Origin of the sequence: Nocardia sp. NPDC050799 (genome assembly GCF_040654015.1) — a bacterium.
In the GTDB taxonomy this organism is placed as follows: Bacteria; Actinomycetota; Actinomycetes; order Mycobacteriales; family Mycobacteriaceae; genus Nocardia.
Genome location: NZ_JBFAHF010000021.1, coordinates 121,188 through 127,187, shown reverse-complemented (window position 1 = coordinate 127,187; position 6,000 = coordinate 121,188). Strand labels below are relative to the sequence as shown.

The following is a 6,000-nucleotide window of genomic DNA, read 5'->3' as shown; positions in this document are numbered from 1 at the left end:
CGGTACCGGACCGCGGCGCCGTGGTGGTCACCGAGTTCGTCGTACATACTCGCGACATTGATCAGCGCGCTGGTGCGGACACCGTCGGTGGTGGGGCCCGAGCCGTCTCCGCCGGCGGGATCAGTCGCAGATCGCGCGGAACTGTTCGATCAGCTTGACCCGGTCGGCCGGTGTCGCGGCCAGCGGCGCGACATTGAGCACGGTGACCCCCGCTTCGGCGAACGCGGCGACCCGTTCCTTCACATATCCGGCCGGACCGATCAGCGAGATATCACGGACCAACGCGTCCGGAACCACCTGTGTCGCTTCCTCTTTCTTGCCCGCCAGGTACAGCTCCTGGATCCGGTCGGCCTCCGCGCCGTAGCCGTAGCGGGTGGCGAGGGTGTGGTAGAAGTTCTTACCCTTGGCACCCATTCCACCGATGTAGAGCGCCAGCATGGGCTTCACGAATCCCAGGAGCGGCTCCACATCCTCACCGATGGCCAGAGCCGGACCGGCGTAGATGTCGAGTGGGCCGAGTTCGGGGTCGCGCCGGTCCTTTCCGGCACGCAGCGCGTCACCGAAGACCGCGTCGGCGCGTTCGGGCAGGAAGAAGATCGGCTGCCAGCCCTCGGCGACCTCGGCGGCCAGTGCCACGTTCTTGGGGCCCAGCGCGGCGAGCAGCACCGGGATACGTTCGCGCACCGGGTGATTGATCAGTTTCAGCGGTTTACCCAGACCGGTGCCGGCCCCCTCGGGAAGCGGGATCTGATAATACTTGCCCTGGTAGTCCAGCCGTTCCCGGCGCCAGACCTTGCGGCAGATCTCCACGAGTTCGCGGGTCCGTCCGATCGGCGCATCGTAGGGCACCCCGTGGAATCCCTCGATGACCTGCGGTCCGGAGGCCCCCAGGCCGAGCACGAACCGGCCGTCGGAGACGAAATCCAACCCGGCCGCGGTCATCGCGGTCAGCGTGGGCGTCCGGGTGTAGAGCTGCAGGATCCCCGACGCCAGCTGCAACCGGGAGGTCTTGGCGGCGAGATAGCCCAGAGCGCTCACCGCGTCGAAGGAGTACGCCTCGGGCACGAATACGATGTCCAGGCCGGCGCGCTCCAGATCGGCCACTTCGGCCGCCGCCTCGATGAAGCCACCCGAGTAGTTGATGCTCAATCCGATCCGCATGCCCTCAACATAATCCCGGCTACGGGGTGGCCACGCACCGGCCACGCCGGGCGACGCGGTAGGTTGAACCCGATAGCACAACGGACATCTTAGCTAACTTCTGGCAAATATGAACGAGAAAGGCCGAATCGTGTCGGAGCCCACCCAATCGCCACAGCACGCCCCCAGCGGTTTCGCGGGTTCGCCGATCGGCGACTACCTGGGCGAACTCGCGGCGAAGGTACCGGCCCCGGGTGGCGGCGCGGTAGCCGCGCTGCACGCCGCGCAGGCGGCCGCACTGGTCGCCATGGTCGCGCGCTACACCACCCGGGCCAAGGACGCCGACCATCGGCCGGTGATCGACCGCATCGTCGCGGCCGCCGATATCGCCCGCGAGCGCGCACTGACGCTGGCCGACGCCGACGCCGAGGCCTTCACCGCCGTCGGCGCCGCCTACAAGCTGCCCAAGGGCACCGACAGCGAAGCCACCGCGCGGACGGCGGCGATCCACGAAGCGCTGCTGGAGGCCGCCCGGGTCCCCGCCGCGGTGATCGACGCGGCCGACGAAATCCTCGCGCTGGCAACCGAACTGCTGCCGATCGGAAATCCGAACGTGGTCACCGATATCGGCGCGGCCGCCGCGGCGGCGCGGGCCGCCGCGGTGACCTCCCAACTGAATATCGAGATCAATGTCGTCTCGCTTCCGGAAGAACACGCCGCCGCTTTCAGCGAGGCGCTGGTGCGGATCGAGGAAATCACCGACCGCGCCGAAACACTGCACCAGGAGGTGCTTCGCGCGGTTCGCGGCGGGTGATTCGGGTACACATATCAGCACGTGCGAATTAACCAGGTTTATGCCGAACTGGGATTATTCGAGATCAAGTGCAGAACGGAGCACGCGTAGAATGGGCTTCGTTCCTGATATTCACACTGCTCCACCGCTCGACCCAGGCTCGAGCAGCTAGACCGGCCGGCGGGGCACCGGCGGCCGGGGAACTGTTTGCCCCAGCTCGACGAGTGCAGGAGGTAACGGTGAGGATCGGGTACACATCGGCTCCGGTCGCGGCGGAACTCCCCGACCCAGGTATCGATGTCATCACCGAACACGGAGTCGTATCCAATATCGCCGACTGTTCGGCGGATCCAGGAGTGTTGACGCTCGGCCAGGCCCGGCGCGCACACGATATCCACCGGCTCTGTTCTCCCGAATGTCAGGTCCGCAGACGGGCCCGTCTCACCTTGGCCATCGCTTCGGCCGCCCCGGATCGTCCCATGTTCGGCCTTTCGCCCGGACGGTCCGCGCACTACGACGATTGATTCCCGCGTGACGGGTGGAAACAGCTGCCCGCCACTCTTTCCGGCGCCGGGTATTCCGGCGCGCTTTCGATAGCGGTACCGAACTCGCACCGAATGGTTCTCTAGCAGCTCCACCCATTGGCCGGGTGGCGATTGGCGTATGCCGCGCGGCCACTACTAGAGGAGGAAGAGTTGAGCACCATATTCACGAATGCGGAATCCGAATCGGATACTCCGGCGCGAAAACCGCGGCGCGCCCGGTTCGGTGGTAACGGCCGGAACCACCCGCTGAACATCGTGTTGGTGGCCCCGCCCTACTTCGATGTCCCCCCGGCCGGTTATGGCGGCGTCGAGGCCGTGGTCGCCGAACTCGCCGACACCCTGATCGCGCGCGGTCACCGGGTGACGCTATTGGGCGCCGGAAAGCCCGGTACCGAGGCAGAATTCGTCCCGGTCTGGGAGAGTACGCAGGCCGAGCGGCTGGGCGATCCCTTCCCGGAAGTTGTCAACGCGCTCAAGGTGCGGCGCGTGGTGGAGAAACTGGCCCGCTCCCGGCATATCGATATCATCCACGACCATACTTTCGCCGGCCCGTTGAACGCTCCCGCCTACGAGGCGCTGGGTATTCCGACCGCGGTCACCGTGCACGGGCCGGTCGACAACGATATGTGGGAGTACTACGGCGCCCTCGACGAACACACTCGCCTCGTCGCGATCAGCGACCGGCAGCGTGAACTGGCCCCGAGTTTCAACTGGATCGGCCGGGTGCACAATGCGCTGCGGCCCAGCGAATGGCCCTTCCGGACCGAGAAGCAGGACTATGCGCTGTTCCTCGGCCGCTACGCCTCCTACAAGGGACCCCATCTCGCGTTGCACGCCGCGCACGAGGCCGGGATCAAGCTGATCCTCGCCGGTAAGTGCAACGAGCCGCCGGAGAAGGCGTTCTTCGCCCAGGAGATCGAGCCCCTGCTCACCGATACCGACCATGTCTTCGGGGAAGCCGACGCGGTCGCCAAACGGGAACTGCTCGCGGGCGCCCGCTGCCTGCTGTTCCCCATCCGCTGGGAAGAGCCGTTCGGCATCGTGATGATCGAGGCCATGGCCTGCGGCACCCCGGTGGTGGCGTTGCGCGGCGGCGCGGTCGAGGAGGTGGTCGAGCACGGGGTCACCGGCTTCATCTGCGACCACCCCGACGAGCTCCCCGCCGCCATCGCGCGGGCCGGAGAACTGGACCCGCACGCGTGCCGACGGCGTGTCGAGGATTATTTCGGCGTGGATCAGCTGGGTGCCGGGTACGAGACGGCCTATTACCGCATACTCGATGCGTGGGACGAAGCCCACAGCAGCGCCCAGGCATTGACCGCCGCCGGTACGCGCCGTGCGGTACCCGAGATACGCGCCGACGCCGGCACGACACCGGTATGGAGTAGGGCATGAACGCACCGCCGAGAATTCTCAACTCCGGCCAACCCGCCGCCATCAATGGCGGCGGGGGGACCGTGACCCTGGTCGAGGCGAGCACTTTCTGCTTGTCCGACCCCCTCGGCGATATCCATTCCGGCACCTCGCAGGGCCTGTTCTACCGGGACTCCCGGGTGATCTCACGGTGGGAGCTGCGCCTGGACGGGCAACCGGCCGAACACCTGACGGTGCTCACACCGGAAGCCTTCAAGGGCCGCTTCATCCTGCGCAAACCTCCGCGCGCCGGAGTCGCCGACAGCACCGTGCTGGTGGTTCGCCGGCGGCTCATCGGCAACGGGCTCAAGGAAACGATCACCGTGCGCAACCTCGGGCACGAGGACACGGCGATGACCATCACCCTGTTCGTCGATTCCGATTTCGCGGATCTGTTCGCGGTCAAGGAGGGCCGTAACCACGGCGGCGGCGCCGAGCACAATGCCGTCGACGGCGATCTGCACCTGACCGACCATGCCGAACCCGGACGCGGCCTGACCATCAGCGCCACCGCCGGGGCGGTCATGCTGCCCGGCACCATCACCTGGCAGGTGGTGGTGCCGGCCCGCGGGCGCTGGGATACCGAGATCCTGGCCCATCCGGTCATGTCGCACCGCCGGGTGCCGATGGCGTTCGGCGACGACGAGGACAGCCCGATCAGCCGGTTGAAGGCGTGGCGGGCCACCGCCACCGACCTCACCGCCACCGATCCGGCCCTGTCGGAGGTCCTGCAGCGCACCGAGAGCGATCTCGGCGCGCTGCGCATCGACGGCAGCACCGACGGCGCTCCGGCGTATGTGGCCGCGGGCGCCCCGTGGTTCATGGCGCTGTTCGGCCGGGACAGTCTGCTCACGTCGTGGATGGCGCTGCCGCTGGATTCCGCGCTCGCCGTCGGCACCCTGCGCCGGTTGGCGGATCTACAGGGTACGAAAGTCAATCCGATCACCGAGGAAGAGCCCGGGCGCATCATGCACGAGATGCGGCACGGCCCGGCCAGCGGCCAGGTGCTCGGCGGGACCGTCTACTACGGTTCGGTCGACGCGACGCCGCTGTTCGTGATGCTGCTCGCCGAATGCTGGCGCTGGGGCGCGGGTGACCAGGTGGTCCGCGAACTGCTCCCGGCCGCCGACGCGGCCCTGGCCTGGATCGACGAATACGGCGACGCCGACGGCGACGGGTTCGTCGAATACCGCCGTAAGACCGATCGCGGCCTGAGCAATCAAGGCTGGAAGGACAGTTTCGACGCGATCAACGATGCCTCCGGCCATCTGGCCGAACCGTCCGTCGCACTGTGCGAGGTCCAGGGCTATGTGTACGCGGCTCGCCTGGCCCGTGCCCAGCTCGCCGATCATTTCGGCGATACCGGTACCGCCGCCCGGCTGCGCGAGCAGGCCGAGAACCTCAAGGACCGGTTCGACGAGGCGTTCTGGGTCGCCAAGAACGGCTGGTACGCCGTGGCCCTGGACGGCCAGAAGAACCAGGTCGATGCGCTGACCAGCAACGCCGCTCAATGTCTGTGGACCGGCATCGTGTCCGACGAGCGCGCCGCCGAACTCATCGAACGGCTGGCCGATGTGTGTATGGACAGTGGTTTCGGCCTGCGCACCCTCGCCGCCGGCATGGGCGCCTTCAACCCGATGAGCTATCACAACGGCTCGGTGTGGCCGCACGACACCGCGATCGCGGTGGCCGGCCTGCTGCGGTACCGGCATATCGCCGGCGCCTCCGACCTGGCCGAGCGCCTCACCACCGGGCTGCTCGACGCGGCCATCGACTTCGGCGGCAGGCTGCCGGAACTGTTCTGTGGTTTCGCCCGGACCGAGTTCCGCTCGCCGGTGCCCTACCCCACCTCCTGCTCCCCGCAGGCGTGGGCGAGCGCGGCGCCGCTGCTGCTGGTGCGGTCCTTCCTCGGACTCTCGCCGTGTGTACCGCATCGTGTCCTGCGGGTGACCCCGCAGTTGCCCCGGGAATGGGGCAAGGTGGGCCTGACGGACCTGAGACTGGGCTCTGCCACGGTGAGCATCCACGCCGAGGGCTCCACCATGCACGTCCACGGGCTGCCCGACGACTGGAAACTCGTCACCGAATAGCAATCGCGCGGTGTGTCTA

General features: G+C 67.5%; 5 protein-coding genes. 4 read left to right on the top strand and 1 reads right to left on the bottom strand.

What is annotated here, in order from left to right:
- Positions 1-120: 120 nt before the first annotated feature.
- Positions 121-1,161 carry an LLM class F420-dependent oxidoreductase gene (locus AB0H42_RS22160; RefSeq protein ID WP_357058529.1) on the bottom strand — a complete coding sequence of 347 codons (1,041 nt, stop codon included), beginning with the start codon at positions 1,159-1,161 and terminating at the stop codon, positions 121-123.
- Positions 1,162-1,270: 109 nt separating this feature from the next.
- Between AB0H42_RS22160 and AB0H42_RS22155 the strand changes: the two genes are divergently transcribed.
- The 4 genes from AB0H42_RS22155 (at position 1,271) to AB0H42_RS22140 (ending at position 5,981) form a co-directional block, all read left to right on the top strand.
- Positions 1,271-1,954 carry a cyclodeaminase/cyclohydrolase family protein gene (locus AB0H42_RS22155; protein WP_357058527.1) on the top strand — a complete coding sequence of 228 codons (684 nt, stop codon included), beginning with the start codon at positions 1,271-1,273 and terminating at the stop codon, positions 1,952-1,954.
- A gap of 218 nt (positions 1,955-2,172) precedes the next feature.
- Positions 2,173-2,457 carry a hypothetical protein gene (locus AB0H42_RS22150; RefSeq protein ID WP_357058525.1) on the top strand — a complete coding sequence of 95 codons (285 nt, stop codon included), beginning with the start codon at positions 2,173-2,175 and terminating at the stop codon, positions 2,455-2,457.
- Between the two features lie 267 nt (positions 2,458-2,724).
- Positions 2,725-3,873, top strand: coding sequence for a glycosyltransferase family 4 protein (locus tag AB0H42_RS22145; RefSeq protein WP_357058549.1), 1,149 nt, complete (start codon positions 2,725-2,727; stop codon positions 3,871-3,873).
- Positions 3,870-5,981 (top strand): glycogen debranching N-terminal domain-containing protein, encoded by a 2,112-nt coding sequence (locus tag AB0H42_RS22140; RefSeq protein WP_357058523.1) that lies wholly within the window; start codon positions 3,870-3,872, stop codon positions 5,979-5,981. The genes AB0H42_RS22145 and AB0H42_RS22140 overlap by 4 nt, the downstream gene beginning before the upstream one ends.
- Positions 5,982-6,000: the final 19 nt, after the last annotated feature.